The sequence below is a fragment of the Paenibacillus sp. MAH-35 genome (assembly GCF_058135425.1).
Map to the genome: position 1 here is coordinate 35,712 of NZ_JBYUPU010000007.1, position 25,644 is coordinate 61,355.

Sequence of the window (25,644 nt, forward strand, 5' to 3'; positions counted from 1 at the left end):
AGAAGCAGATGTAGGGTAACGGGCCGGAGCGACCGGCCCTATGGATCGGATCGCAACGGCCCTCGTATGATGCTCTAGGATTAGTTCGCGAGCTTGGACTGAATGTCTTTTTGGGCCGCTTGTACGGCTGCTTCCGGCGTCGTTTGACCGGTCCAGGTGCTCTCGATCTGCTTGAACAAAATATCCTGGATTTCCGTTCCGGCAGCCGGGTTCGGCTCAGGCAACGCGTAGTTCAAAGCGTCGACGAACGTTTTCAGCACGGCATCTCCGGCCAATTTGTCCTTGATCGGCTTCGCGTCAAGGTCGGACTTGCGGGTCGACAGCGAATTGAAGGCATCCAGCAGGAACCCGCCTTCCGGCGTCAAGCCGTCTTTAACCGATACCGTATTGAACCATTTGAGGAACTCCCATGCTTCCTTCTGATATTTCGATTTGTTGTTGACGCCCCACATCCAGGTATAGGCGATCGAACCTTTCTTCGAGCCGTCCGGAGACGGAAGCGGCGCCGCGCCGATATTCTGGTAGGCCTCCTTCATCGTGCCGGCAAGCGAACCGGCATACCAGCCCGCCTGAATCGTCATCGCCGTTTGCTCGGCCGGGAACGTTTTGCTTACGCTGAACGAGACGTCCGCGATTCCGTCTTTGTAAAACTTCGCGGCATAATCCATCGTTTTCTTGCCTGCGTCGGAATCGAGCTGCGCCTTGGTCAGATCGTCGCTGATCAGCTGGCCGCCCGCCGTCGCCATAAGCGACATGAACGGCTGGTCGACGATCGAAGCGTACCCGCGAACGAAGCCGAAGCCTTGCTGCGTAATTTTGCCGGAGCTGTCCTTTTTCGTAAGCGTCTTGGCCATGTTGTACATCTCATCCCATGTTTTCGGCGGATTGTCGAATCCGGCTTCCTTCAGCAGTTTTTTGTTATAGAACAAGGCGTAAGCGTTTACTTCCGTCGGGAAGCCGTATATTTTGCCGCCGATGGAGGCGCCTTTTACGGATGCGTCCGGGTAATTTTTCTTGACGTCGTCGATCACGTCGGCCGGCGGCTCGGCCAGCACTTTGTTTTTCGTCAGTTGGCCGCCCCATAGCGAATAGACGTGCATAATATCGGCGACCTGCCCGGCCGTTTGCTTCGCTTGGATCGTTTTCAGCAATTCCCCGAAGTCCACTGGCTCGAGCTTCACCTGGATGTCCGGATGGTCCTTGTTCCACATATCCACATACGGCTTCAGCTTCTCTTCCTGCGCTCCGGCGTAGTGGGACAGCAGCGTGAGCGTCACCGGACCTTTCTTGCCGTCGTCGCTTCCGCTGCCTTCTTTGCCCGAGCCGCATGCGGCCAGACTGACTGCCAGCGCCGACGTGACGGCGAGGCTTACTGCGCGTACTGCCATTTTTTTGTTCATACGAAAAGACCTCCCTGAATGATAGATGAATGATTACACTTCTCTGCTTTCTCCGGGAAACCGGATGGACGACGCGGCCAGTAAGGTATTACGGGGACGTCAGAAGCTTTTCCGGCATACGTGAAACCGCCTCGTCACTTGAAAACCAAGCTTTTTGTACAGCAGCCCGGCCGTCGTCGTCTCCCCGGTCCACAAAAACCATGCTCCATGAAGTCCTTGAGCCCTCATGTTCGACAAACAATCGTGCAGCATAATTTTGCCGAGTCCCTTCCCTTGATGCGCCGGAGCGACACCGAACGGTCCGAACCGCTCGAGCACGCCCTCGTAGCCGCCGTGCATGCAGAACCCGATCAGCTTGCCTTCGAAGCGGGCGACATGGATCGCGGACATCGGCAGACCGCGCAGCAGTCCTTCCCGGATCGCTCTTCCCCAGTCGGGGGTGAACAGGTCCGCCGCAAACCGGATCACATCAACGAGATCCCGGTCCTGCGCCAATCTGAACGCATACCCTTCGTCCTCCCGTGTTCGTTTCAACCGTTTGACGTCTTCAGGCGCTGCGTACCGGACCAGCGAATAGTCCATCGCCACCGGCGAATACAGCTTGGCGAACCCGTGTTTCAGCAGGAAGGCGTAACCGTCCGGGTAGCTTGCTTCATCCACGCCGGGTGTGAAATAGTTCGGCGCATACGATGAGAAAAATACGTGCTTGCGTCCCAACCGCTGCAAAAAGTCCAGCGCTTCCTCCATCAGTCTGCTGCCGATTCCCTGCCTTCGCCGATCCGGAGCGACAAAGAAAAACGGAATCCATCCGTTATCCGGCTCTAGCTCCGTCCCGTGCATCGGCAACAACCGCCTGACGGCATACACCGCGCCGACAAGCCGGCCGTCTTCATAGGCGAGACACAGCCCTTCCGGATCGAAATTAGCGTCAAGCAGCACCATATTGCGCAGTCTGATCGGCGTAATCGGATCGTGATGCAAACATTCGTTCCATAGTTGAACAATGGCCTCTTCGTTACCGCTTTCATAATGGCGGTATTCCAGATTCCCCATCTCCCTGTTGCCCTCCCCTCGCTTTTTTCCTCAGACACCCCGCTTGGATAAATCCGCTCGATATAAGGACCCGGATGACTGACAACGCTTACACACGCCTTATGAACTGACACAAAATTTCACTCATAAGGTCTGTGGTAAAATTTATTTTCATTTCCCACACGCCCATTATATCATCGTGAAATATTATTTCAACATAAATATTTATTCATAAAAATTTATTTTACAAGCCTCGCCTTGATCGTTTATAGTTAGACAAAAGATACCGAAAGGAAATCCATTCACCCCTATGAGTTGCAGCCTCGATAAAACAGTTGTGGAGGGACTTTTATGAATATGAATCGCGCTTTGGAGCGTCTCCTGACGGAGCAGCAAAATGAACATACCCGCGACATCGATCAGGCGCCGACACTGGGCATGCTTCAGATGATGAGTGACGAAGACCAGCGGGTCGCTTCTGCGGTCCGGGCCGTATTGCCTCAGATTGCAAAGGCGGTCGATGCGATTGTCGCCAGCTTCCGTGCGGGCGGCAGATTGTTTTATGTCGGAGCGGGAACGAGCGGACGGCTGGGCATCCTGGACGCCTCCGAATGTCCGCCGACATTCGGGACGGAACCGGAGATGGTGCAGGGAATTATAGCCGGCGGGGATACGGCTATTCGCTGTGCGGTGGAAGGTGCGGAGGACGACGAAGCGCTCGGCGCATCGGATATCGGGGAACGCGGCATTGGCGTGCACGATGTCGTGGTCGGGATCGCAGCCAGCGGACGGACCCCTTATGTAATCGGCGCGATGAAAAAAGCGAAGGAAGCCGGAGCGGCTGTCGTCTGCGTATGCAACAATCCCGATTCGGTCATGAGCAAGTACGCGGACATCGCGATCGAAGCGATCACCGGGCCGGAAGCCGTGCTCGGCTCAACGCGGCTGAAAGCCGGAACGGCGCAAAAGATGATCCTGAACATGCTCACGACCGCCTCCTTTATTCAGATGGGCAAAGTGTACGGCAATCTGATGGTCGATTTGCAGGCGACGAACTTCAAGCTGGTCAACCGGGCGAAAGGCATTATCCAGCGGGCGACCGGCGCCCCGGACGATGTCGTGGAACAAGCTTTCCGGGCGACCCGCGGCGATGTGAAGACCGCCACAGTAATGATCGCAACCGGTTCTTCATATGAACCGGCCGTGCAGCTGCTTCGGCAATCCGGCGGTTTCGTTCGCGGTGCGATTGAGATCAGTATGTCCGGCTCCGGCAAGCCGGCCGGTTGAGCTGAATAGCAAACAGACCCGCTCCCTTCCGAATCGTATTCGGCGGTTGGCGGGTTTTTGTTATTCCGGTTTGATTCAATTGGGAGTCCCTCTTCGTATCCCGATAATCCTTTCCCTTCCCTTGAAAAACTGTTCGTCCCGGCACCTCTTTTTTGCATGCCGCCGGATATCGTGTTAAGGTAAAAGCAGTTACCATTCCGATATTCAAGGAGGCTGACATCCCACTCATGAATTGCCCAATCTGTGACGATGTAAAGATGCGTGAAGTCGAAAAGGAAGGCATCCTGATCGACATCTGTCCTTCGTGCAAAGGGGTTTGGCTGGACCGCGGGGAGCTCGACAAATTGATGGCGGGTGTCCGAGAAGTACGCGAGCCGTTCAATCAATGGTATGACAGACAGGAGCCGCAGCCCGAACGGAGAACCGGTTATGAGGAACGCCCTCCCGCCTACTCGGAGCCGCAATATTATGACAAGCATCATCCGAAATACAAGCGCAAAAAAAATGTAATGGATATTTTTGGGGACCTGTTCGATTGATAGTACTACGCAAACGACAGTCCTGCAGGATAGCTGATTTCCTTAAGGGGGCTGCCTCAGGTGGATGATTTGTACCGATTCGAATCGATCCTGGACGACCTGGCCGACAGCGCGCTGTCTTTTATCGTATCCAATCTGCTCGGGTTGCTATTTGCTCTGTTCGTCGCAGGATTGATTTTTCTATTGGTGGTATTAGGACTTAAGCGGAGCGTAACCAAAAAACGGCTCCGAAAAGCGATTAAACTGCAACAGAACCAAATGACCCGGTTGAATGCGCTTATTGCCGCCGAACCGTTTAGAGGATTGGGGCAAGGTTTCGTTCAGGGACGGACACAGCGGGCATTAGCGGACATCGAGAATAGACTGCTTGCCCTGCACCGGCAGGCCGAACCGCTCCAAGCCGAGCTTTTGGCGTGTAAAGTGCCATTTTTTTCCGTATTCAGCCCGATTGTGCGAGTTTACCGGCTCTACCGGGATACGAAAGCATGGTCCAGTCAGGTCGATAGTATGGCTGTGGAAGTAAACGGAATTGTAAACGTAGAGAAAAGCGCCTCCTCCTCTGTCCGGCAAGCAGCGGGCCATTTCTCCGAAGTTTCGGCCGCGATCGACCGGCTTCGCTCCGAGTCCGGTTACCCGCTCGATGAGCTGGTCCGCGAACGTCAACGCATACAGACGCTTCTCGATCAAACCGAACAAGCGGCCGCCTTTGATGTGATACAGGCCAATGCGGAGTTAAACGCCTTCGGCCGGGAGCTGAATGCCTTGCAGCGGCGGACGGATCAGATGCTCAAGCAGCTCCGCATCTTCGGGGAGATGCGTTCCCGGGTCGCCCGGGAAAAAGAGCAGCTGGACCGGACCCGTATAGAGCTCCAGTCCACTGATACCAACAGCATCGCGATCGCCATGAGACAGGTGGATACCATTTTGCAGAGACTGGAACAATCCCTCCGTCTGGGCCAAGACACCGATCTTCGCGCAGGCGCGGTTGAGGTCGAGCTACTGTTCAAGGAAGCGGCCAGCCGTCTGCAGACGGCCCGAAGCCGGTCCGAGTAAGACGCAACGCCAAAAAAGCCGGTTGTCCGCGGTTTGCGGATTCCGGCGTTTTTGGTTTCACACCTTCTCGGGTAATAACAAAGGCAGCCCAACGAGTAACTGAACAAGAGTGTTCAGCTTCGTCGTAAGCTTGTACGTTAAGGGATTCCTCCCGGGCAAGAAGCCTCCCAGCTGATTCTCTACTTTTCAAAAAATTCTTTCGCATATTCGACAACCCCATGGACACCTGACAGACCGCCATCCGTCAGCGCAACGGCCATAAAGCTGTCTTCAGATACATCAAACGGCGCTTGTATCCCATATAAACTTGCTTTTTTATAACCGAACCTCGGATAATACTTCTCATGGCCCAGTACAACGGAACCCTGATACCCAAGCCGTGCGGCGATTTGGTGTCCTTCCGTAATCAGCTGCTTTCCGATCCCCTTACTTTGCATGTCCGGCATTACAGCAACAGGCGCAAGCGCAACCAGAACCCGATCACCGACTTTTATTTCTGTAAACAAAATGTATCCGACGATTTTGTCTTCGTATTAAGCTACAAGGGACAACTCCGGTATAAACTTCGTCGAATTTCGAAGCCTGTTTACCAGGTGATGCTCGTCATGATCCGAATAATCCGCATTCTCAAAGGCCTTTTGAATGACACGATAGACTTCAGTAACATCCTCGATTTCTTCTTGTCGGATTGCAATACCCATTGTGCTGCCTCCTACTGTCGGGTTTACCAGGTTCCGTAGCGGATAAGACTTAGTGATAGTCGTATTTGTTTCTTCGATACACATTGATGGTTACATAATATTTATTATGTATACTTGAAAATATCATCCAGAACTCCGACCACACCCGGCCACCTACTCCCTACGCCTCTTCCACGATCGCCTCGACCTCGATCTCCACCATCAGACGCGGATCGATAAGCGCTTGTACTTCAACCATCGTCGCCGCAGGTTGGATGTCTCGGAAAAACTCGCCGTGCGCTTTCCCGATCTCCTCCCATTTCGATATATCGGTAACGAACATCCTTGTCCGGACTACGTCGGACATCGAAGCTCCCAATTCGTTCAACGCTTTCTCGATCGTCAGCAAAATAAATCGGGTTTGCTCGTAAGCATCCCCCTCGCCGACAACTTCCCCTTGCTGCATCGCAGTTGTACCCGCTACTTCGATCCGGTCCCCGATCCGGATGGCACGGCAGTAACCGACCACCGGCTCCCAAGGCGAACCTGTAAACACACGACGTCTAGTCATAAAGTATCTCCTCTCCGTCCTGACTCTCGGCTCTCTTCCAACTCAAAAATAGCAGAGCAGGGTTTTCCCCGCTCCACTATTATACACTTCCGGCGCTTAAAAATCGGTGCTGCCCATCTTGCCGGACTGGAAATCTTGAAACGCCTTGATAATTTCCTCCCGGCTGTTCATCACGAAGGGGCCGTGCTGGTAGATCGGCTCGTTGATCGGTTCGCCGCTTAAGACGAAAACGACCGTATCGTCCGCCAACCCCTCGATCGAAATTGCGCCCGGACTGTTGCCGAACAAGACGAAGTCTCCTTCTTGGGCGGTGCGATCGCCGTTTACTTTCGCCTCGCCCTTCAGGACCAGAGCCGCGGTGTTATACGCTGACGGCAGTTCGAACGCCGCCTTTCCGTTAAGTTTCAGCGTCATGTCGAACAAGTGAATCGGCGTAAACGTGGACGCCGGTCCTGCGACGCCTTCGTATTCGCCGGCGATCACCCGCACCGTCCCGCCGCCGTCCGGAAGCTCCACCCGCCCCATCTGCGCGTGAAGCAGCTCCTGATATTTAGGCGCATGCATCTTGTGAGCCTTGGGCAGATTCACCCATAGCTGAATCATCTGGAACAAACCGCCGCGCTTCGAAAACTCAGTCTCGTGATACTCCTTATGCAGCAGTCCCGATCCCGCTGTCATCCACTGTACGTCGCCGGGCCCGATAATACCGTGATTGCCGTAATTGTCATGGTGCTCGATCGAGCCCTCGTAAGCGATCGTCACTGTCTCGAACCCGCGGTGCGGATGGGCGCCTACCCCTTTTACCGACGGGCTGGGCGGGAAAACAAACGGAGCGTTATAGTCCATCAGAATGAACGGGCTGATCCGGTGCTGAAAGTTGTTGCCGGACGGAAAATAGTTGGACACCCGGAAGCCGTCTCCTACCATATGGAATGGCGCACCTCTGAAAATACCTTCGATAGTACGGAATGTTGTCATAGTAAAGTCTCTCCTCACTCAATTCTTAAACTTTTATATCTTAAATTAAAGATAAATGATTTTGGAGTTCCCGTCAAGTGGGCTGCCGCATAAACGTGACTAGTCGTTCAGAGAGACCCGAATAAGTTGGTAAAGCCGGCAACCGAGTGAGTGACGGTGCCGGATGTTGCCAGTTTTGCTCTGGAACGCCTTGTTCGTCATCTAACCAGAAGCCGCACCTCGCGCTCCTTTAGATTTGCCTTCGTCCATCCGTTTCATGTACAATTTGAAACAACGGCTTTTTAGTGAGTCTACTCTTTAGTTGAAGGGAGCTGCGGGCATGCCCCCCCATTCCAACGATCCTTTATCCATCGACGTTATCCATACGTTAGTTCGCGCCACTCATTATATGCAGAGAGAATTCAACGCCCGGATTACCGCTGTCCACATCCCTTATCCCGTCTCCGCACCCCGCCTGCGCGTATTGTCCGCCGTAGCCGAAGCTGGCAAAATCCGCATGAACGAGCTGGCGGCCGTATTAGGAATTAAAGCCCGTACGGTCACCGATTTTGTCGATGCGCTGGAGAACGATAACCTACTCGTCCGCGTACCCGACCCGACAGACCGCAGGGCGACCCTTATACAATTGACGGAGCTCGCGCAAGCTCATCTGGAACCTATCCTTGCCGTTCAGTCCGAGGTGGCGGACCAACTGCTCAAAAATTTATCCATCGCCCAACGCAGCCGGTTGTACGATCTGCTCCAGCTTCTCATACAAAATAAGGATGCGGATCTGTCATGCGAGAAAGACGGCTCCTGAATAAACAAAGAGGGACCGGTTGGCGACGCCGAGCTTCGGGCGTTTCCCTGCCGGTCCCTTCTATGTGTACGCTTATTTAAACCTCGCCCCAATACACCTCGGTCTCGTAGTCGAAAAACACGACTCCGTCCTGGTTCGTCCGCTCGAACACGTTCCGCAGCTCCACCATCATCGGTTCGTAAGCCGGATCGCCGGAAACCGGAATATACGAGGAGGACTGCATTCTGCCGCTGAGCTGCTCGAAATCGTGAGCGTAACGGTTCATAAACCGGGCCTCTTGCATATCCCCGTTATGGAAAAAAGCAGTCAGCGCCTCTCTCGATATGTTTTTATGGTTCGTCTTCGCATAGTCGGTGCCGAATGTCCGCAGCAGCTGTTCGTATTGTTCCAGAAACGGGGTTCCTTTCAATAACCGCGAATTCCAGATCAGCACCGCTTTCCCGCCCGGTTTTAATATCCGGTGAAATTCGATCCGCGCTTCGGCATGATTAAACCAATGAAACGACTGGGCGCACACAATAAAGTCGACCGACTGATCCGGCAGCCCGGTGCTCTCCGCCGCCCCGGCAACCGCACGAAAGTTCCGCTCTCCGGCCAAATCGTTTTCGGCTGCGCGGCGCATCGGTTCGTTCGGCTCCACGGCAATGACCCGGCTGCCCCGTGCGACAAGAAGCTTGGAGAAAATCCCCGTTCCGGCTCCGATATCCGCCACCGTACAATCGTCCGACAAACCGACCTTGTCGTACAAATAATCCATCGCCGCCTCCGGGTAGCTCGGCCGGTATTTGGCATACATCTCGACCCGGTTGGAAAACCGTTCTTTATTGTCCATTTCTCTCACTCTCCCAACTGACAGATAGTTTCATTCTATCATAATTCGCTGCTTATATTTCGATTAGCGCCTTACATTAAATGAACGGAATATCCGGCGACAGTGCAACATTCCGGCTTCGAATCCGTCTAATCTTTTACAAACTATGGAAAGGATTTCGATGATGAGAAAATATATAATCGGTTTTATTTGCGGCGCCGCTGTCGCTTCCTCCACCGCAGTTGTCGCATCAGACTCGCTTCAGGCGTATTTATTTCCGAGCCAAGTCGCTATTTACAACGGGGTCACGATCCAGCCTGTCGAGGTTTCCGGCGATAATCCTGTCATTAATTACAACAATAAGGCTTATATCCCGCTGCGCACTTTCGCGGAGGCGTTCGGAGCCGACGTTTCGTTCCAGCCGGCCTCGCCGGACAACGGCAACTTGAATCAAATCGATCTCAAGATCGGCAGCTTCCCGGATCACGTTGTACCTTATATGCGCGACCCGGACGGATACTTTGAGATGGAAAAGCTTCAGGTAAGCCGTCTGCCGGGCGGCCAACGCATGCTCTCGTCTGGAATGATCCGCATCAACAAAGATTTAACAGGCAAACAAATCGAAATAACAGCCATGGACTCGAATGGAAAACCGATGGGGTCAACCGAGTTCGTATCGATCGCCGATTCGGAGACGAAGCCGCCGGTTCCCGGAGAAACGCGTGCTTTTGCCACCCGTCTCGTCTTCGACGGACAGCGTCACATCTTCACCTATGACATCAAGGTGAGGGACAAACTGGAGCCATACAAGCCGGAAATGAGAGATATCCATCTGGACGGCGGCGTTGTCGCCGCGCTTTATCCTCCAAGCGGCTTTAACGGGGATCTCCCGGCCGATCAGATTTCCCCTTTCACCGTTTCCTTTCAGAACAATACCGGACACGATATCGTGCTGGATACCTACGAATGGACGTTTAAGGTCGAATCGGTCGGCGAGGACGATCAGCCGCTCTCGCCCGTCTACGAGCAGACGCTGCCTGTCGTTCATGGTCCGCTTCAGGCCGGCTACCGGTATACCTTCACCGTGCCCTGGAATCCGGTGGACGCAGCCGGCCAGCCGGTGCCGCACGGACGCTACAAGGTTACGCTGGACCGGCCCGACAATGTAACGTACTCCAAGGGCGGAGAACGTCCGGTAACGGAGCCGCTGCTGATCAATACGCGAACGCCGTACGGCTTCATTTTCGATCTTGAATAACTTATCCAACGAAACGCAAAGCCAGCTGTATGATCGGATACAGACTTGCGATTCTGGAGGAATTCGTCAAAAAGCCGAAAGGGTATGAGATTGCTGCAGGGATGTATATCAGACAGCTTATGCTGACGCTGTTGCGGGGAGATCACAGAGGGCTTTTGCGAGCTTTTGACGGCTTTGACACCGAGATGATCCGACAGGTGATTGATTATGTGGATGAGTATATGTCCGAGGGATCGACATGGGGCAAGTCAGTCAGCTCGTTGGAAGGAGTTACGCTTATTTCTCGAGATATTTTAAAAGCAATGGGTGTCTCCTTTACGAATTATGTCAACATTCGGCGCATCCGGAAAGCGGAGCTGCTGCTGGCAACGAGCGACCGGAGCGTAATCGATATCGCCTGCTCGGTTGGGATTCACAATATCCCTCATTTTTATGATTGTTCAAGCGGCATAACGGCTGTACGCCTAAGGAATACTTGCAACGTTTGAAAACAAGATCTTGAGTATGATGGTGGAGTTGCCACTGTGCTTTACCCTCCGAGCTGCTTTGCATACCTTGGCTGTAACCTGGAATCCGGTAGACTCTAGACGGGGCGTCCCAAGTCAGCCTTTACTGACTTTCCGGATAGCCCTTTTTGGTATATCTTTCTCCTCTTGAGGGAACTCTAACTCCAAACTATTCCAAATCAAGGAGAACGTTATGCGGAATTACGTTCCCGGCCATCGAAATAATACGCCTCCCTCTTCTGCTGCCGGTCAAAGCGGCTCGTCGTCATCACCAGGCGTCGATTCGCCTTCGCTTCCGATCTCCAAGCAGCTCGAGGCTAATATCCACGCGCTCGGGGAGACGCTGGCGAACTGCGGAGATTTGATTATTCTTCCCTGGAGCTACGGTCCGCATATGGAACAAAAGGCCGTTTCCGTTTATTTCGAAACGTTGGTTCGGGACCAGCGGCTTAACGATGTCAAGGAAGCGCTGCAAGACATGGCTTCGCACGAAATCGGGCCCGCTGCCGGCATCTCGGCGGACGATGTGATGCGTTTTTTCTCCAAGCACGGCGTCACCTCGCATCCCGTCGAGTTGATGGAGACGATCGGGCAGTCCGTAGCCGGCATGCTGGACGGGAAAGTAGTCATCTTCTGGGACGGATGGGACAAAGCGACCGGATATGTAGCGCTTGACGTGGCTCAGCGGCAAGTTGGCGAGCCGGTTAACGAACCTGTTGTCCAAGGGCCTCATAACAGCACGATTGAGGACCTGGGCAGCAATATCGGCATGATCCGGGGACTGCTGAAATCGCCGGGACTGAAATTCGAATACCGGACAGCCGGCGCCGAGAGCCGCAGAAGCTTCGCATTCGGTTATTTGGACGGCGCAGTGAATCCGGAAACGTTGCGCGAGTTCAAACGCCGGATCGATCAGATCGACCAGGAAGAAATTATGGAAACGTCCTATCTGGAGGAATGGCTCGGGGAAGCCCGCTATTCGCCTTTTCCCCAGGTCCGGTATACGGAGCGGACCGATACCGCCATCGCCGCACTGCTCGACGGCAAGATCATTGCCATGGTAAACGGTACGCCTTCCATCCTGATCTGTCCGGGAAATTTCCTGGAGTTTTTCATGTCCAGCGAAGACTATTATCACCGGTCTATTTTTTCGTCCTTGATCCGTCTGCTCCGGCTGGTCGCTTTTGTTATCGCGCTGCTGCTCCCCAGCACGTATATCGCCTTGTCGACGTTTCATTCCGAGATGATTCCGACCGTCTTGCTGCTGGCCATATTGAATACCCGGGAAGGGATTCCGTTTCCGGCTTTTCTGGAAGCGCTCATTATGGAATTTTTTTTCGAGCTGCTGCGGGAAGCCGGGATACGTCTGCCAAGGCCGATCGGTTCCGCGGTCAGCATCGTCGGCGCGCTGGTCATCGGGGAAGCGGCGATCCAGTCCAAGATCGCGTCGCCCGTCATGGTCATTGTCGTCGCTCTGACTGGAATCGCCTCCTTCTCTCTGCCTCAATACAATATGGCCATTGCGGTCCGGATATTGCGCTTCCCGTATATGGTTCTGGCTGCGACATTCGGAGGGCTCGGCATTATGTTCGGCTTTATCCTGACGCTGCTGCATCTGACCACGCTGCGTTCGATCGGCCAACCGTATCTCGCTCCTGCGGCGCCGCTTGATTTGAAGCAATGGCGGGATGTGTTCTGGATCGTTCCGCGCAAACTATTGCTCCATGCTCCGCGCAACCGGCATCTACATAAAAAGACCGCTGGGAGGAAGTAGCCTCGTGAAATCCCGTTCGTTTGCCGCCGTAGCTTCCCTGATGGTGTTGATCCTAACGACCGGCTGTTGGGACAATGAAGAGCTGACCGGGTACGGTTTCGTCCAGGCGGTTGCCATCGATCTGACGAAAGATGGCGAGTTTCAGCTGACCACCCATTTCTACAGCCCCACCGGCGGCGCGGAAATGCGGGATAGCGAGCAGCAGAAGCAAAGCGGCATCAACATTCAAACGCAAGGGAAAACGATCTTTGAAGCGGTCCGGGATATTCCGATTCATTTCGGCCGGAAGGCCAAATGGGATCATCTGCGGGTCATCCTGCTCGGAGAGCAGGTGCTGCGGACACAAGGCGTCGGAGCGATTCTCGAATATTTCTCGAGGGATCACGAACCGCGGGGAACGATTCTTCCGCTCGTAACGGAAGGACCGGCCAGCGATTATTTGAACATTAAACCGTTTATCGAACATACGATCGGTCAGCAGTTGAAGCGGATGGAGACCGACGGTGCGGACTATGCCGCGAAAACATCCAAAATTCCGCTGTTCGAGCTGGCGATTCAATTAAAAAGCGCGACAGGTGTATCGACGGTCCCTTATATTCATCGCGACGGCGGACAGCAGGACGTCACAGTCTCCGGCATCGCGCTGCTGAAGGACGGCAAGCTGGCGAAAGCGATCGTGACGCCTAAAGATACGCAAGCGCTGATGTTGCTTACCAATAAATACAAATCCGGCATCTTGGAATACCCTTGCTCGGGTGGCGAAGGCGAGCAGCCGTCCGGCTCGGAATCGTTCGAGGTTCTCGATGCGGCAACCCGCTTAACCCCCCGCGTCGAAAACGATCAGGTCACCGTCCGGATCCAAACCCGGATTGCCGGAGCGGTAGGAGAGCTGCGCTGTACTCAAATCACGAAAAACGCCGAGAAGGAATCTTTGGAAGACCGCCTCAAGCGCCAAGTCGAACGGCAAATCCGGAAAACACTTTCGTTCCTCCAGCGGGAACGAATGGATGCGCTCGGCATCGGCAATCAGGTATACCGAAAAGAACCGGCCTTATGGAAACAGTGGCAGCCGGTATGGGGAGAACATTTCGCCAAAATCCGTTTCCACCTCGACGTTGATGTCCAAGTGTTAAATACGGGGATGAACGTAGGAAAGCCATTCGGCAGAGAGGATGAATAGATTGCTGGCCAGGCTGGTTTTTGTTCTTCTGTTCGTTGCGGCGATTGTTGGCAGCGGCATGCGGCAATGGAGCAGCGCGGAGAGACGCGACCGGATCGTTTACGGCTCGCTGATGCTACCCGTTTTATATCTCGGGATTATTTTTGTAACCGAGGCACGCTGGCCGAATATCGATACCCTGTTCCACTCCATCTTTGCCGGTCCGGCCAAACGGATTGTCGATTTGTTCCAACCAGGAGGATAACGTCCCATGAGCAAGCAAGAGAGCGTCAGTTCGGCCCAGATGAGCATGCTGTTCCTCTCCTTTATGACCGGTTCGTCGATCGTCATCATTCCTGCTCCGCTCATCAACGCAGCCGGGAACGGAGCCTGGCTCTCTCTGCTGCTGGCCTGGCTGATCGGCTTGCTCCTGCTGGGCTGCGTTCTGTATCTATACCGGAAATATCCCGGGATGTCCTTCATCCAGTACAGCCGTCATACGCTCGGCGGATGGCTGACCCCGATCATACTTCTCCCTTACGTGTGCGTCATGTTCTGGCATGTGGCCGGGATCGTGAGCGAGATCAGCGTGTTCTTCAAAAGCACGATGCTGAGAGAAACGCCGAGTTATGCGATCAATGCGCTCTTTTTCATCGCAATCGCCCTCACCGTCCGCAGCGGCATTGAAGTGATAGCCCGGATGGCCGTTATATTGTCAGCCTTGATGTTCGGCTTCATCATTCTGATTCTGGGCCTCGTTGCGCCGATGTACCACCCGGAATATCTCGAACCGATCATGCCGCAAGGGATCGGGCCGATTTTGCACGGCGCTTATATCGCTTACGGCTTCCCCTATTCGGAGCTTGTCGTCTTCGCCATGCTCCTGCCGTTCGTGCGGAAGGAAGAAGGCGGCAAGGTCGGCAAACATCTGTTCCTTGCGCTGATCCTTAACGGCTTCACCCTGCTCGCTTCGATCGTGAGCAGTATGATGGTGCTCGGTCCTTTGGCCGGCGATCTCAAATTTTCTCTCTATCAGCTCTCCCGCTTAATTTTCGTGAGGGAAATTATCGAGAGAATCGAGTCGGTGGTCGGCTTCTCGCTGACCGTCGGTTTTTACATCAAAAGCGCGATCATGCTGTACATTCTGATGAAAGTTTTGTCGCAGCTGCTTCATTTGAAGGATGACCGTTTTCTCGTGTATCCCGTCGCCATGATCTGCATGCTGCTGTCGCTGACTACGTATCGCGATGAGACGAGTCTCGGGGAGCAAGTGAATATCGTCTGGCCCCTGCTCGACAACACCGCCTATATCGCCCCGATGCTCCTGATCGCTGTCGTGTCGTTGATCCGCAGACGGATGCCGGCGTGACCGAGTGTGGAGAGGAGAAACACGAATACGAGCGGTTTGTGAGACTGTCGATTCATTGTGTAGAAGTGTTAGTAGACCGTTCCAAGTGAAAAGTTACCTTCTTCTGCTCAGACAGGTTGTCCGGAATCCCTTGATTGAATAAGGATTGTAAGGTAGGGGATTCCAGACAAAACTCGCCAGAAGGTAATCTTTTCCCTTTCCACTTGGTTGTCCACATTGAATCGACAGCCTCGTTTGTACCTGTTATTTTGTCTATATTCCGCTTGGATGGGAATATAAGAGCGGTCTGGAGCTGCTAAGATCGGCGAAACGGGCGCAGGTCCGACCGGTGGGCTGAAATAAAGGGTGCAAACCGCCTCTATATGTCTCTGGCAGCCCAATATGACGAAAATAGAGGGTACCGGAGACTGTTATGTTGTCGTAGAGCCCATATGCATGTTTTCGTTTTAGTCATGACGAACATGCGTTCTGTTTGGCCGTAAACTTAAACGTTCAAAAAAAAGCCGTCCGGACGCTTACCGGACGGCTTTTCGTAATGGTTTGTTCACCTGCCGCTGGTCTGCAGGCAGCGCATCTTCTCCAAATGTTTGACCGTAGGCGTCAGATTGGACAAGAAGTACGCCTCTCTCAGCCGGCGTGACGGCGAACTGTTCTGCAAATAACCGGCTCCGCCGTAGTGCAGCATGCAAGTCTGGACAGCTTTGAGCGTCAGATACGTGATCTCCAGCCTCGCCTTCACCGCTTCGGGCCACAGCTGGGACAAATGATCGCTGGAAGCCAGCCTATATATCGTTTCTCGCAGCGGCGCAAGCTCTGCCTCGAGATCGTCCGGCTGGACGCCGATGTAGCTGCAGCAGCCGCTCTGCCGGTCTCTTACTTTGTACATCGATTGGATCGAAGCGTCCGTAACGCCGAGGCCGAGCGGAATCTGGTACATCAGAAACTGGGGACGAATCGAGGCAACGAACGCGTCCGCCTGTTCGGAGAGTATCCATTCATCCGGCACGAACACATCGTCGAACTCGCAGCTGTACGTTGCGCTGCCGTTAATGCCGATATAATGCACCTTCTCGCGCAGCGTCAATCCTTCGGAACTGCAACGGATGAAAGCCATAATCCGGGTATCGTCATCAACAGCGGCCACTACGCCGAAACCGTGATCCGCTCCGAGATTGGACACGCTCGGCAGCACCCCGGAGAGGATATATCCGCTCTCGCTTCGTCTCGCCTTCAGACATAACTTTTCGAGCCCGGCGTAATATTTCATCGGGTTGGACAGCCCTGTGCCTCCGAGCATTTCCCCGTTCTCCAGACGCGGCAGCACGTTTGCCAGCAGATATGGGTTGCCGCTTCTACGCAGATAGGTCATTGCCGTCAGATGACACCATAAGTTAAATCCGGTCGTCATGCACACCTTGGACGTTTCCTCGACCAGTCTCACGCCTTCCGTCACAATTACGGGCTCGGGCAGGCGGCGGGACGGCAGCAGACCGGATGTTCCCAGCTTTGTTAAGTATTCGCGCGGGTATAACGCTTCCGCGTCCACTTTCTTGACGATCGGTTTTAAGTAAAGATCGATAAGTTCGTTCAGGAGATTTTTTCTGGCAGCTTCCTCTGTAACCATCCTCTTTCCACCCCTGATCCGCAAATAGCTTTTATTTGCCGGGCAAAATCTCCGTGATGGAGTCGATCGGCGCTTTAACCGCTTCCCGAGCTTTTTTGACGGCCGCTTCGCCCGGAGCGTCGTAGAAGCACAAACACTTGGTCATGTCCTCGCATACATAGGTTCTGGAAAACGATACTTCCGGCACTTCCGCATAATGGACGGAATTGTTTTTCTTCCGCTCCAGATACTGATCCATCGTCAGGTTCTCCGGCAAGTTCCATTCCACCAAATAATTCACGACTTCCTTCTGCTGCTTCACTTCCTCCAGATCTTGCCCGATCAGGCGAACCGGCTTGCTCAGGATGACCGGGATGCCCGCGCTGCGCAAGCTCGCATTCAAAATGTCCCGTCCCGCCGATTCGAAAATGAAAAACGCGCGGCTCCAATCTTTGGACACTTGAACCTCGATTACCGTTACGTCCTGCGACGCCAGCTCTTTCTGAAGCTCGGCGATTTTTTGCTCGAAGCCTGCTTTATCCTTCACGATACCATTCAGTGCCGATTCTACCAAATACAAAGTCATTTGTATCTCTCCTCAAGGTATATTTTTAAAACCTACTATACCTAGTGATTTTAATTTACTTGGTATAAAAAATCAACTCATTCATCGGCGGAATATGGTATGATGGACAAAAATCATTTTCGGAGGTTCTTCGATGAAAGAAAGATACGACCTGCCCTGCAACATCGCCCAGACGCTGAACTTGATCGGGGATCGCTGGACGCTGCTTATCATTCACGAGATCATGATCGGCAACTCGACTTTTAATCAGATCAAATCGTCGCTGGAAGGCGTCTCCTCCCGACTGCTGTCCGAACGACTCAAATATTTGGAATCCGCCGGCCTGATCACCTCCCAGCTGTACTCGGAGCATCCGCCTCGTTACCGGTATACGCTCACAAGCAGCGGTCAAGATTTGGAGCACGTCTTTCACAGCATGGTGCTCTGGGGCAGGCAGCATCTGCAGAAATGCTACAAGAAGCTTATCCACGAATCGTGCGGACACGAGGTCGAGATCTCGTATTATTGCTCACACTGCAACGAAAATGTGTCCGATCTGAAAGTGGTGGAAATCGGCGCAACCGCTCCAAGTCTCCAGCTTAACCCCACATAAGCCTTAACTTTAACCGTTACGGCGCGCCATTCGCCGTGCGTCTTCCACGAATCCGCCCCCGCTGTTGTCCGCCAGCTCGTCGCTGCGGGCTGCCGGCAACAGCTACTCGTGCGAGGCCGCCCCCCACAGCTTCTCAATCCATCGCTCCAATGCACGCACCGCCCGGTCTAGCAGCAGTCCGCATAGCCCGATGAAGACGATGCCGGCAAATACGAGATCCAGCCGCAGTAAATTGCGCGCGTCCACGATCAAGTAGCCGAGTCCCGACTGCGCCCCTACCATCTCCCCGGATACGAGGAAAATCCATGAAGTGCCGATTGCGATATGAAGACCGTTCGCGATATAAGGGAACGAGGCCGGGAATATGATTTTGGTCAACAGATGAATCCGCTTCATCTCCATATTTTGCGCTACCTTCAAATAAATCGGTTCCACCTTGCGGACGGCCGAGACGGTGGACAGCAGCACCGGGAAAAACGCCGCCAAAAAGATAATGACGATGGCCGGTGCATCTCCGATCCCGAACCAGAGCACGATGAACGGAGACCAGGCGATCGGCGACACCGGACGAAGCAGCTGGACGATCGGATCGACAATCGCCCATGCCCGTTTGAGCAGCCCAAGCGTCAACCCCAGCGCGACGGCCAGAACGACTGCGCTCACATATCCGGCAGCGAAGCGAAGCAGGCTGACTCTCAGATGCTCGAACAACGTGCCGTCCGTGATCAGCGAGACGATGCCTTTTGCAACGTCCAGGGGCGGCGGGAATAACGATTTCTCATATTGCCCGATCAGTACAGCGGCCTGCCATACCGCGATCAGCAGTGTAAATCCGATCAGCACATTCGTTGTTTTGGTCATTGTTTTCATGATTTACCGAGCGCTTCCTCTATGAACGAATTATCCACGAACTCTTCAAACGTCGGCGGATTGTCCGACAGCTTCATTTCCTTCATATATTCCCGAAGCTCCTCGTAGGACGCTTTGTCGAGCTTCAAATCGTCGTACTTAATCCACTCCAGGGACAAGCCGAGCACCTCGTCTTCGACATTCATATATTTCTTTAAAATTTGTTTGGCTTGCGCGTCTTTTTGTTCCGCTTTTTGTCCTGCCTTCACATATTCCGCAACGAACTCCTTGACCGCCTCCCGGTCTTTCCGGATCAGATCGCCCCGGATAACAAGCCCGCAATCGACGGAATCCTTCCACAGCTGCTCAGACTGGAACAGCACTTTGCCTTTCTTGATGACGACGGATTTGGCGCCGAACGGCTCGGCGACGACATAACCGGCAATCCGTTTCTCGGACAAGGCGGCCGGCATCTCGGCAGGCGGCAGCTCCACCACTTTGACATCGCTGTACTGCATGCCGTGTTGTTTCAGCATTTGGTAGAGCAGCACATTGTGAGTCGAGAATTTGTGCGGAATCGCAAAGTTTTTGCCTTTCAGATCGCTTACCGTCATAATATCGTTCGACGATACGACCACGTTGCCGTCCTTATGGCCGAGTGCGACGGTCTTCAGATCGATCCCCTGCTCCTTCGCCCGCATCGCCAGCTCGATCAGCACCGACGCCCCGTCGATATTGCCGGTATTCAGCGCGTCCATCAGATCCGGCCACGAGCCGAATTTGACCAGCTCCAGCTCGAAACGGTTGAATTTGCCCTTGCCCAGCTCTTCTTCTATGTAGAGGGGTGCGGCGTGTGTAATCGGCAAATACCCGATCCGGATCTTTCGTTTGCCGGAATCTCCGGACGTTTCCTTCCCGGTTCCTTGCCCGCATCCGGTCAGCGCCAGCAGAAAGGCAATCATAATGACCGCGGCGGTATAAGCTTTGCGGGAGCTGTTCATAAGCCTCATTCGGATCTTCTCCTCTATATCGTATATTCCTCGGGCTGTGCGGAGCCGTTGAAGTGAAAAAACTCGAGAATCTGCTTGCGGAAAAGCTGGAATTCCCCATGTCCCCGGTCTCGCGGCCTGGCCGTATGGACATGAATTTCCTTATGGATGCCTCCGGGGTTCGCGTTCATGATCAGAATCCGGTCGGATAAATAAACCGCTTCGTCGATGTCGTGGGTAACCAGGATGATCGTCGTACCGGACTGGGATTGGATACGCAGCAGCTCGTTTTGCAAGTGATAACGGGTAAACGTATCCAATGCCGCGAAAGGTTCATCCATCAAAATCAACTCCGGCTCGATGGCGAGCGCTCTCGCCAAGGCGACCCGCTGCTGCATCCCCCCCGACAGCTGGCGCGGAAACAATCCGGCCTTGTCTTCCAGCCCGACAAGCCTCAAGTAATCGAGAGCTTTCGCTTTGCGCTCAACAGCCGTTAATTCGGTTTCCTCCAAGCCGAGCTCTACGTTTTTCAATACTGACCGCCAGGGAAGCAGCCCGTAATTTTGAAACATCATGACACACTTCCGGTTAGGACGGGATACTTCTTCGCCGCCGAACCATACGGTTCCGCTGTCCTGTTTGTCGAATCCGCCGATGATACTCAGCAGCGTACTTTTGCCGCAGCCGCTCTGACCGAGCAAAGAGACGATCTCCCCCTTGCCTACGCCAAACGAAACACGGTGCAGAACCTGATCCGAAGTTGACTTTGTATGGGCAAAGCTTTTACATACATCTACCACTCGAACGGCTTCCAACTGCTCCAACCCGCGATCCCTCCCCAGACGATACGACGCCCTTGATTACAAATTTAATAATTCCTATCTGTTTAGTTGTATTTAACTATTGGTTATCTTATTATACTTTGTATAAAAATACAACCTTTATTTTTGAAGGAGCTGATCTTTTCCTGTTGGTCAACTTCCGCGCTTGTCTGGGCAAAATAAAAAGCCCTTGTTAGACAAGGGCTTGAAGCGGATGTTCGGGCATCTTCTAATCGGGAGTAACCGGCATTTTTCGCTTATGTGCAAATCTCGTTTTTTGCTGTCGCCTCACACTAAGCTATAAGGGGGCAACTACATGTGCCAAAACCCAATTCATTTCAACAATAAGAACGAGGATTAGAAGGCAAGCAATTCCAAATCTTTATTGCTCCATCCATTTGAAAGAAAACGGTAGATGACCAAGGCTGTGATTTGCAAAGCTGTCAAAGCAAAATACCAGCCTTCATATCTAAAAACGGTCACAGAATCGAGTATTCTCCCAAGGAGTATAAAGAGGAATAGCCAAGCAAAACCAAGATAATACAGTATATTGGTGCTCCTATTCCTCTTAGCTCGAGTGATCATCTTTCCACCAGGTCTCATCGGGAGTAACCGGCATTCTCCGCTTATGCTCGGAACGCAGATACCGGGTCTCGATTTTCTCCCGGGCGTTGTCGCTCACCGGTTTGCCCTCCAGGTAATCATCGATCTCATCGTAGCTGAAGCCAAGCTCGTCTTCGTCGGTGCGGCCAGGGTTATGGTCCAGCAAGTCGGCGGTCGGCACCTTGTAAATGAGCGAGTGCGGCGCGCCCAGATGCTCCAGCAGCTGTTTGCCCTGGCGTTTGTTCAATCCCGCCAGCGGTGTCACGTCACAGCCGCCATCGCCGAATTTCGTATAAAATCCGGTCAGCGCTTCCGCGGCATGATCGGTGCCTACTACCAGCAGATCGTAGTGGCCGGCCAAATCGTAATGAACCTTCATCCGTTCCCGCGCCTTCGTATTCCCTTTCCAGTAGTCGGACAACGCCTCGCCCGTACCAGCCTGGAACGCTTGCATCGAGCAATCGACCGCATCTTTTATGTTGATCGTCACTACGCGGTCGGGGTTGATAAACGAAAGCGCGGCTTGGGCATCGTCTTCGTCCAGTTGGACGCCGTAAGGCAGCCGGACCGCTATGTACGTATACGGCTGGCCCGATTCCTGTCTCAGCCGCTCCGCTGCCAGCTGACACAGCCTGCCCGCAAGCGTAGAATCTTGCCCGCCCGAAATGCTCAGGACGAGACCCTTTTTGCCGGATGTTTTCACATATTCGATTAAAAATTGGACTCTCTTCTCGATTTCCGCCGCGCTATCGATCGCCGGTTGTACGCCGAGCTTGCGTATTATTTCCTGCTGCAACGTTTGCATGATGGTTCCGTCTCCTTCGTATCGATCTAATCAGTGCTGCCTGTCGGCATGTATATCCACATTATACACGTTAATCGCGAAACGTTCACAGCGATTCAAAGTGTTAGGCCAAAGCGTTCCAAAGCTTCCGCCGAATCCATTTACGTCCCTCTTATTATCGGGTAGACTGATTAGGAAAGAAAATGACGGAAAATTTGTTTACATAATAAATATTACGTAAACTATGTTCAAATTCTGCATGTCGAGGTGATCCCTATGAACGTCATTAAACTGAAAGACCGCCAAGAGCTGGACAAACGCGTCCCGGCCATGCCCTGGTATGTCGAGCAGTTTATTAATTATAAGCTGCCAGACCTGTCCCCTTCCTCCCTGCTTGAATATGTGCGCGATTATGAAACGTTTTTCTCCTGGCTGATGGCCGAAGGGCTGACCGAAGCTGCCGCCTGGCGCGATATCCCGATCGAGGTGCTTGAGAAGCTGCGCATGGAGAATATCAACACGTACCGGATGTATCTTTCATCGAAAAAAGACGGCGCCAATACGAGAACGACGATCTCCCGCAAGCTCTCCTCGCTTCGTTCGCTCTTTCATTACTTGAGCCAGATCGCCGAGGATGAAGATTATTATCCCCTGCTCAAGCGGAACGTAATGGCCAAAGTCGAGATCAAGCGGACGCACAAGCCGAAAGACACCGCCGCGAAGCTGGAGGGCAAGCTGCTGCAGGAAAAAGAGATTCTCGAGTTTATCGACTACATCCAAAGCGGGTACCCCCAGGACGTATGCAACAACAAGCAAGCGTTATATTCATATGAGCTTAATAAGGTTCGCGACGTCTGCATCGTCAGCCTGGTCTTGAATACCGGTCTGCGCGTCTCGGAAGTGGTCAATTTGAGTATAGACGATCTGGACCTGAAGAAGAAGCTGGTATACGTGTTCCGGAAAGGTAAAAATGACGAGACGTTCAAAACGCCCGTTTACTTCCGTCAGGAAGCGGTGGAATCGCTGACCGCCTACCTGGAGATCCGTTCGCTTCGCTATGCGCCGGACAAAAAAGAAAAAGCGCTGTTTCTCGCCGTCGCCAACGGATCAAAAGAAGGCAAACGGATGACGAAACGCGCCATTCAGGAAATGGTCATTAAATATGCCAAATATTACGGCAAGCCGTACTTATCGGTCCATAAGCTGCGCCATTCGTTCGCGACCGACTATTATTTGCGCAACGACATTTACAAAACCCAGGAGCAGCTCGGCCACGCCTCCCCCGAGACCACGCAGATTTATGCGCACCTGACGGACAAAACGATGGCCGAAGCGATCGACCGGCGAGAGCCTTAACTTCGACAATACCGCAGACTCCTTATCCCCGTCCAACCGGATCGGGGATATTCGCCGTCCGCATCGTCCGTCTGACTCTTCTCAGCTTACGATCCCCCCGCTCGTTCGAGTACGGAGCGAAGTCGATCCGGATCGGGACGCAGCCGGCTTGCCGGCACAGCTCCTGCATCATCCCTTCGACCGTCCGCTCCGTCAACTGTTTATGCGCGGCTTCAACCCGAAGCGAAATCCGCACATGATCCGCCGCCAGCTGCTCCACTTCGTATTCCTCAATATGCTCGGATGCACGAATGACCGTTCTCGATATAAAGTCAGGGAAGATCGGAATGAACCGGGCGGGATCTTCGGCAGCTGGGATATAAAACAAATCGTCGCATCGCCCGTCGATCGATTCAATCGCCGTGTAGGGGGACCCGCAAGGGCATGGCTCCCTTCTCTCGGTCAACATATCGTTTAGGCGGTAACGAATAATTGGCTGCGTGATGCGGGAGAAGTCCGTTACGATCGGGACGAACTTGCCGAGCTCGGCGTCCACAACTTCTTTCTCGATATGAACGATATCTTCATTCAGATGCAAGGTGCCGTGCTCGCACGTCGCGGCCAGAAAACCTTCCGTACATTGGTATACCTGATGCACCGGGCGGATGAAGCTCTCCTCGATATAGAGCCGGTCCAGCGGGTCCAGTACTTCCGCTACCGAGATCAGCCGGTTCGGACGGACGTTCATCGAGCCCGAGCGATGGGCTTCTCCAATTATCCGGAGCATGGACGGCGGAGCGACGACAACGGTCGGACGGTAGGCATTCATTTGGGCGATCAGCTTGTCGGCCGGTGCCAGCAAGTCGAAATAAACGAACTGCAGCCTTCCTTGATTGACGCTTTGATATAAATTGCTGTTCGCACGCAAGAAAAAAGCGACCCGCTCCCGCCTCGCGAATGCGCCTGGCAGTAGCTTGGCGAGCACCGTCCCGGCCCAGACGAGACGTTCGCGCTCGCTGACCAGGAACAGCCCGCGATTGCCGCTCGTACCCGAGGACAATCCGACCGTAAATGAACCGATCTCCGGCCGGAAATCGCGGGTCTGCTCCGCCCGAAGCGCGGCATTCATCGCTTCATCCTTGCGGATGCCTATCGTGTTCAACCGGTCGAAATGCGTCATCATATCCGATTTGTCGATTACCGGAAAGCTTCTCCACTGCTCGTCAGGCAACCCTTGCCACAACTCCCGGTAGTAAGCGGATAAAGCTCGTACCCGTGCGATATGGCGCACGATTTGCTTTTCCTGCCATTGCAGCAGTTGGTCTCTGGAGCGGATTCGTCCCAGCATCCGGGTACGGATATACGCGGAAGCGGTGAGCGCGAGCTGCTTCATCTTCATCCGTTCTCCTCCCTTCCGGCGGGAACGATGTATTCCCGGCAATGGCTTGGCATAATTCGCAGATTCGGCCGTGCTTCGTGCAGCCTGCACAGCTTCTCGAAGCTGGCCCGGTAATCGCTCCGGCTCGACATTATGATACTTGCTGCGGGATGCGGAGGTCGCCGCTCGCGATAAGCGCGGCTCGACCATACGGCATCCGCACACAGGAATAGTTCCCCATCCTCCGTCGTTATGAACACGCCCATCTGTCCCGCCGCATGACCGGAGACGTCTACAGCCACCACGCTTCCGTCGCCGAATAGATCGCAGCCTGTAGAGAACGGCAGATCGTCCGGCAGCGGCTGCCAGCTCTCCCCATCATCCTCCAGCAGAACGGCGCGTTCGGCGAAATCGGACGGCATCAAATCCGGCAAAAATCCGGCGCGAAGGGCGCCCCAGCCGCGCTCCCCCCGAATGGCTTCGTATGCGGAACGGAAACAGTAAAACGCCGCCTCCGGAAAATCCCGCAGCCCTGCAATATGATCCGCATGAAAATGGCTGACGATCACGGTCCGGATCTCCTCCGCCCGTTTGCCGAACTTGTCCAGCAGCTGTGATGCTGCGGATTGCCGTTCCTCAAAAAAGACGGGCGTCATTTCCCGATAGATCCAATAGGGCCAACCGGCAGCAGCGTCATAAAAACGGGAAGCATACCCGGTGTCGAACAAGAGGATTCCTCGTTCCGGATGCTCGATAACGGCAAAACCGGCAGGAAACCGCACTTTCGCGCGCGAACCTCCCCGAATCGTAACCCATTCCGGATGTGTGCAGTAGCCGGCCGTCAGCCACGTAACGGTTACCGGCCTACGGTTAATAGCTTTCATCATG

At 53.8% G+C, this 25,644-nt stretch carries 27 protein-coding genes; 12 read left to right on the top strand and 15 right to left on the bottom strand.

Annotated features, from left to right (window positions below; translation table 11 throughout):
- Positions 1-80: 80 nt before the first annotated feature.
- Complete coding sequence (locus tag AC3Y2E_RS09610; protein WP_379209533.1) at positions 81-1,400, bottom strand: ABC transporter substrate-binding protein; 1,320 nt, start codon at positions 1,398-1,400, stop codon at positions 81-83.
- Positions 1,401-1,499: 99 nt separating this feature from the next.
- Complete coding sequence (locus tag AC3Y2E_RS09615; protein WP_379209535.1) at positions 1,500-2,453, bottom strand: GNAT family N-acetyltransferase; 954 nt, start codon at positions 2,451-2,453, stop codon at positions 1,500-1,502.
- A gap of 336 nt (positions 2,454-2,789) precedes the next feature.
- Here AC3Y2E_RS09615 and murQ point away from each other — a divergent pair, with 336 nt between their 5' ends.
- The 3 genes from murQ (at position 2,790) to AC3Y2E_RS09630 (ending at position 5,311) form a co-directional block, all read left to right on the top strand.
- Positions 2,790-3,719, top strand: coding sequence for an N-acetylmuramic acid 6-phosphate etherase (gene murQ, locus AC3Y2E_RS09620; RefSeq protein ID WP_379209905.1), 930 nt, complete (start codon positions 2,790-2,792; stop codon positions 3,717-3,719).
- Between the two features lie 227 nt (positions 3,720-3,946).
- The gene (locus AC3Y2E_RS09625) at positions 3,947-4,258 is read left to right on the top strand and encodes a TFIIB-type zinc ribbon-containing protein (protein WP_190928070.1); all 312 of its coding nucleotides are present in this window, start codon (positions 3,947-3,949) and stop codon (positions 4,256-4,258) included.
- Between the two features lie 60 nt (positions 4,259-4,318).
- Positions 4,319-5,311: a hypothetical protein gene (locus tag AC3Y2E_RS09630; protein WP_379209538.1), complete on the top strand. Its 993-nt coding sequence runs from the start codon at positions 4,319-4,321 to the stop codon at positions 5,309-5,311.
- A 179-nt stretch (positions 5,312-5,490) separates the two neighbouring features.
- On the opposite strand, the gene AC3Y2E_RS09635 is transcribed toward AC3Y2E_RS09630, so the two are convergent.
- From AC3Y2E_RS09635 to AC3Y2E_RS09650, 4 genes are all read right to left on the bottom strand, one after another.
- The gene (locus tag AC3Y2E_RS09635; protein ID WP_379209907.1) at positions 5,491-5,832 is read right to left on the bottom strand and encodes a GNAT family N-acetyltransferase; all 342 of its coding nucleotides are present in this window, start codon (positions 5,830-5,832) and stop codon (positions 5,491-5,493) included.
- Positions 5,833-5,844: 12 nt separating this feature from the next.
- The gene (locus AC3Y2E_RS09640) at positions 5,845-6,012 is read right to left on the bottom strand and encodes a hypothetical protein (RefSeq protein ID WP_379209540.1); all 168 of its coding nucleotides are present in this window, start codon (positions 6,010-6,012) and stop codon (positions 5,845-5,847) included.
- A 160-nt stretch (positions 6,013-6,172) separates the two neighbouring features.
- Positions 6,173-6,562 carry a RidA family protein gene (locus tag AC3Y2E_RS09645; protein WP_379209542.1) on the bottom strand — a complete coding sequence of 130 codons (390 nt, stop codon included), beginning with the start codon at positions 6,560-6,562 and terminating at the stop codon, positions 6,173-6,175.
- 96 nt (positions 6,563-6,658) lie between these two features.
- Positions 6,659-7,540 (bottom strand): pirin family protein, encoded by an 882-nt coding sequence (locus tag AC3Y2E_RS09650; protein ID WP_379209544.1) that lies wholly within the window; start codon positions 7,538-7,540, stop codon positions 6,659-6,661.
- Between the two features lie 319 nt (positions 7,541-7,859).
- Here AC3Y2E_RS09650 and AC3Y2E_RS09655 point away from each other — a divergent pair, with 319 nt between their 5' ends.
- On the top strand, positions 7,860-8,339 hold the full coding sequence (locus AC3Y2E_RS09655) for a MarR family winged helix-turn-helix transcriptional regulator (RefSeq protein ID WP_379209546.1): 480 nt from the start codon (positions 7,860-7,862) through the stop codon (positions 8,337-8,339).
- 76 nt (positions 8,340-8,415) lie between these two features.
- On the opposite strand, the gene AC3Y2E_RS09660 is transcribed toward AC3Y2E_RS09655, so the two are convergent.
- Entirely contained in the window at positions 8,416-9,171 is a 756-nt protein-coding gene (locus tag AC3Y2E_RS09660; protein ID WP_379209548.1) for a class I SAM-dependent methyltransferase, read from the bottom strand.
- Positions 9,172-9,331: 160 nt separating this feature from the next.
- On the opposite strand from AC3Y2E_RS09660, the gene AC3Y2E_RS09665 reads away from it, so the two are divergent.
- The 6 genes from AC3Y2E_RS09665 to AC3Y2E_RS09690 all read left to right on the top strand — a co-directional run bounded on the left by AC3Y2E_RS09665 (position 9,332) and on the right by AC3Y2E_RS09690 (position 15,216).
- Positions 9,332-10,408 carry a hypothetical protein gene (locus AC3Y2E_RS09665; protein WP_379209550.1) on the top strand — a complete coding sequence of 359 codons (1,077 nt, stop codon included), beginning with the start codon at positions 9,332-9,334 and terminating at the stop codon, positions 10,406-10,408.
- 29 nt (positions 10,409-10,437) lie between these two features.
- Positions 10,438-10,896, top strand: coding sequence for a helix-turn-helix domain-containing protein (locus tag AC3Y2E_RS09670; protein ID WP_379209552.1), 459 nt, complete (start codon positions 10,438-10,440; stop codon positions 10,894-10,896).
- Between the two features lie 211 nt (positions 10,897-11,107).
- A complete protein-coding gene (locus tag AC3Y2E_RS09675) occupies positions 11,108-12,688 on the top strand; it encodes a spore germination protein (protein ID WP_379209553.1) in 1,581 nt (526 codons plus the stop codon).
- A gap of 4 nt (positions 12,689-12,692) precedes the next feature.
- On the top strand, positions 12,693-13,868 hold the full coding sequence (locus AC3Y2E_RS09680; RefSeq protein ID WP_379209554.1) for a Ger(x)C family spore germination protein: 1,176 nt from the start codon (positions 12,693-12,695) through the stop codon (positions 13,866-13,868).
- Positions 13,861-14,112 carry a hypothetical protein gene (locus AC3Y2E_RS09685; RefSeq protein WP_379209555.1) on the top strand — a complete coding sequence of 84 codons (252 nt, stop codon included), beginning with the start codon at positions 13,861-13,863 and terminating at the stop codon, positions 14,110-14,112. The genes AC3Y2E_RS09680 and AC3Y2E_RS09685 overlap by 8 nt, the downstream gene beginning before the upstream one ends.
- A 6-nt stretch (positions 14,113-14,118) precedes the next feature.
- Positions 14,119-15,216: a GerAB/ArcD/ProY family transporter gene (locus tag AC3Y2E_RS09690; protein ID WP_379209556.1), complete on the top strand. Its 1,098-nt coding sequence runs from the start codon at positions 14,119-14,121 to the stop codon at positions 15,214-15,216.
- 544 nt (positions 15,217-15,760) lie between these two features.
- On the opposite strand, the gene AC3Y2E_RS09695 is transcribed toward AC3Y2E_RS09690, so the two are convergent.
- Together AC3Y2E_RS09695 and AC3Y2E_RS09700 are read right to left on the bottom strand one after the other, a co-directional pair.
- Positions 15,761-16,840 (bottom strand): acyl-CoA dehydrogenase family protein, encoded by a 1,080-nt coding sequence (locus AC3Y2E_RS09695; RefSeq protein ID WP_379209558.1) that lies wholly within the window; start codon positions 16,838-16,840, stop codon positions 15,761-15,763.
- 31 nt (positions 16,841-16,871) lie between these two features.
- Positions 16,872-17,405: a DUF4242 domain-containing protein gene (locus AC3Y2E_RS09700; RefSeq protein ID WP_332070609.1), complete on the bottom strand. Its 534-nt coding sequence runs from the start codon at positions 17,403-17,405 to the stop codon at positions 16,872-16,874.
- 133 nt (positions 17,406-17,538) lie between these two features.
- On the opposite strand from AC3Y2E_RS09700, the gene AC3Y2E_RS09705 reads away from it, so the two are divergent.
- On the top strand, positions 17,539-17,997 hold the full coding sequence (locus AC3Y2E_RS09705; protein ID WP_379209561.1) for a winged helix-turn-helix transcriptional regulator: 459 nt from the start codon (positions 17,539-17,541) through the stop codon (positions 17,995-17,997).
- 102 nt (positions 17,998-18,099) lie between these two features.
- Here the strand turns inward: AC3Y2E_RS09705 and AC3Y2E_RS09710 are convergent, their stop codons facing one another.
- The 4 genes from AC3Y2E_RS09710 to nadE all read right to left on the bottom strand — a co-directional run bounded on the left by AC3Y2E_RS09710 (position 18,100) and on the right by nadE (position 22,055).
- A complete protein-coding gene (locus AC3Y2E_RS09710; RefSeq protein ID WP_379209563.1) occupies positions 18,100-18,867 on the bottom strand; it encodes an ABC transporter permease in 768 nt (255 codons plus the stop codon).
- Complete coding sequence (locus AC3Y2E_RS09715; RefSeq protein ID WP_332070606.1) at positions 18,864-19,856, bottom strand: ABC transporter substrate-binding protein; 993 nt, start codon at positions 19,854-19,856, stop codon at positions 18,864-18,866. Before AC3Y2E_RS09715 ends, AC3Y2E_RS09710 begins: the two co-directional genes overlap by 4 nt.
- A 14-nt stretch (positions 19,857-19,870) precedes the next feature.
- On the bottom strand, positions 19,871-20,659 hold the full coding sequence (locus AC3Y2E_RS09720; protein WP_379209565.1) for an ABC transporter ATP-binding protein: 789 nt from the start codon (positions 20,657-20,659) through the stop codon (positions 19,871-19,873).
- A gap of 565 nt (positions 20,660-21,224) precedes the next feature.
- Positions 21,225-22,055 (bottom strand): NAD(+) synthase, encoded by an 831-nt coding sequence (gene nadE, locus AC3Y2E_RS09725; protein WP_379209909.1) that lies wholly within the window; start codon positions 22,053-22,055, stop codon positions 21,225-21,227.
- Positions 22,056-22,319: 264 nt separating this feature from the next.
- On the opposite strand from nadE, the gene xerS reads away from it, so the two are divergent.
- Positions 22,320-23,399, top strand: coding sequence for a tyrosine recombinase XerS (gene xerS, locus AC3Y2E_RS09730; protein WP_379209568.1), 1,080 nt, complete (start codon positions 22,320-22,322; stop codon positions 23,397-23,399).
- 22 nt (positions 23,400-23,421) lie between these two features.
- Here the strand turns inward: xerS and AC3Y2E_RS09735 are convergent, their stop codons facing one another.
- Both AC3Y2E_RS09735 and AC3Y2E_RS09740 read right to left on the bottom strand, forming a co-directional pair.
- Complete coding sequence (locus tag AC3Y2E_RS09735) at positions 23,422-24,777, bottom strand: F390 synthetase-related protein (RefSeq protein ID WP_379209570.1); 1,356 nt, start codon at positions 24,775-24,777, stop codon at positions 23,422-23,424.
- Positions 24,774-25,643, bottom strand: coding sequence for an MBL fold metallo-hydrolase (locus AC3Y2E_RS09740; RefSeq protein ID WP_379209572.1), 870 nt, complete (start codon positions 25,641-25,643; stop codon positions 24,774-24,776). The genes AC3Y2E_RS09735 and AC3Y2E_RS09740 overlap by 4 nt, the downstream gene beginning before the upstream one ends.
- Position 25,644: the final 1 nt, after the last annotated feature.